This window comes from Roseibium sp. RKSG952 (assembly GCF_009711355.1).
This window is the reverse complement of record NZ_SMMF01000550.1, coordinates 1-1,757: the sequence shown is the minus strand read 5'-3', so window position 1 is coordinate 1,757 and position 1,757 is coordinate 1. Positions and strand designations below refer to the sequence as shown.

At 47.6% G+C, this 1,757-nt stretch carries 2 protein-coding genes; both read left to right on the top strand.

The genetic code is table 11. The annotated features are described in order from the left end of the window. Positions 1-244 precede the first annotated feature (244 nt). Entirely contained in the window at positions 245-1,144 is a 900-nt protein-coding gene (locus E1297_RS02170; RefSeq protein WP_155133331.1) for a hypothetical protein, read from the top strand. A 46-nt stretch (positions 1,145-1,190) separates the two neighbouring features. Next, complete coding sequence (locus tag E1297_RS02165) at positions 1,191-1,682, top strand: hypothetical protein (RefSeq protein ID WP_155133328.1); 492 nt, start codon at positions 1,191-1,193, stop codon at positions 1,680-1,682. The last annotated feature ends 75 nt before the right edge of the window (positions 1,683-1,757 follow it).

Sequence of the window (1,757 nt, the reverse complement as noted above, 5' to 3'; positions counted from 1 at the left end):
CTGTCAATCCGAACGAAGAGCTTGCCGGACCGATCTGCTTTGTAGGCCAGCTTCGATATGAAGCTATGCCAGCCCGCATCGGCAAAGAACCGGGCGAGGGCCCGGTTCCGGAGCATTCCCCTCTTCGGCAGCCTTTTAACAAATCTCAAAAACATCCGGCCGCTCACTGGATGTACAATTTTTTGTTGCTTGGACATTTTTTTTGTCTCACAATACACCTATTCAGACATGCAAGGTGGGCATTATGTTCAAAAAGCAGTCATACGAACAGGCAGTAACAATTCACCGGTTTCGCATACTTTTTCGACTAGCTGATACTGCTTGGCTAGCGAAAGAATTGGGCGTCAGTGGGAAACAGGTTAAGCGCTACCTTCAAAGCGCTGACCCTAAAAAACCTGAAGTTCTGGCGAGTATGCGACGCCTTATTGACGAGCAAAAACATGACCCAAATTTTTTGGGTACGCTCGAGCAGATTCGAGCCACCTCCGAAAAAGAACAGCTATTAAATCCTCATTTTCAAATCGCTAACATCGAGGGAATTGAAATACCCGGATGGTATGACGAGGCGCGGGAGGCAATTCGAAAGGCCGAATTCAATGATGCCCTATTGGTCTTGCGGCAGCGACGCAGACACCAAGACGATTGGGACAGGATCCCAGATATTACTAAGCCATATGTTTTGGGCAGCACTGGATTAGCATCTTACTACACAGGGCGTTGGAGTGAAGCTGAAGAAGCTTTTCGCGCTGCCCTCATTTTAACCCGAAAAATTAGAAACGATACACCAGTCGAATTTCTTATGGGGTACACGACAAATCTCGGTTTGGCTTTAATGCGTCAAGCGCAATACTTTGAAGCATTCGAATGCTTCCAAGAAGCCACTCATTACGCCCCATATGTGCCCGCGATATATTACAATGGTATATGCGCTGCATCCATTTTAGGGGATGTCGAAAGGGTTGGGAATTGGAGTGGCCGAATGGTTATGATCGGCCAAAACGCTAGCACGGAAGACATTGAGCACGTCCTTAAAACATGGGAGGGGGACAAAGATCTTGTCTTTGCTCGTGAGTGTGATACATTCATTGACGCTATGAATGCTCTTGAAGCGATACTCATTAAAAGGAGTGCAAACGATGCGTGACAAGCCGATTCACCTGATTTTGCAATAAGAATCCGGGGGATTGCTAATGGCGCAGCTTATTGATCCAAAACCATATGAAACTAAAGTAGGATGGTTTGCCAAGTGTAGGTCAAAGCTCGTCGGGAAGCGCCCCCCACAAAAATACTCGCCTGCTGATACTGGCGACCACTTTACATGGGTTCGTGCCGGAATAAGCGCGCTGCTGGTTGGGGCTATTTGTGCAATAGCACTAGCAGGGTTTGATGTCTTGGCCCCTTATTGGATTTTCGGCGGGCTAACCGCCGGATTATCCATGTTTTTTGTTTCAATATACCTCTTCCGAACAGCAAGCATGTTGCGGAGAGCGTTCGTTACCTGTCTTTCTACATGTGCTCTCGTTTTCGCAGCCGGTCTCGGTGCAATTGCGGTTAAGGTCGATGATTTTCACATAGAAATAGTTCTAGACCAAATTTCTATACCGGCCATGACAGGTTTGGCATTCATTCTATTCCTTGCTCTTGTAGCCGCCCTCGCCGAAATTCATTACCAGCCACGCTAAAGACATTCATTCGACAGCCAAAAGGTGGATAGCCCTTGGAGATTGTGTGATCCAGAAGCGCGGCAAACCCCTTCC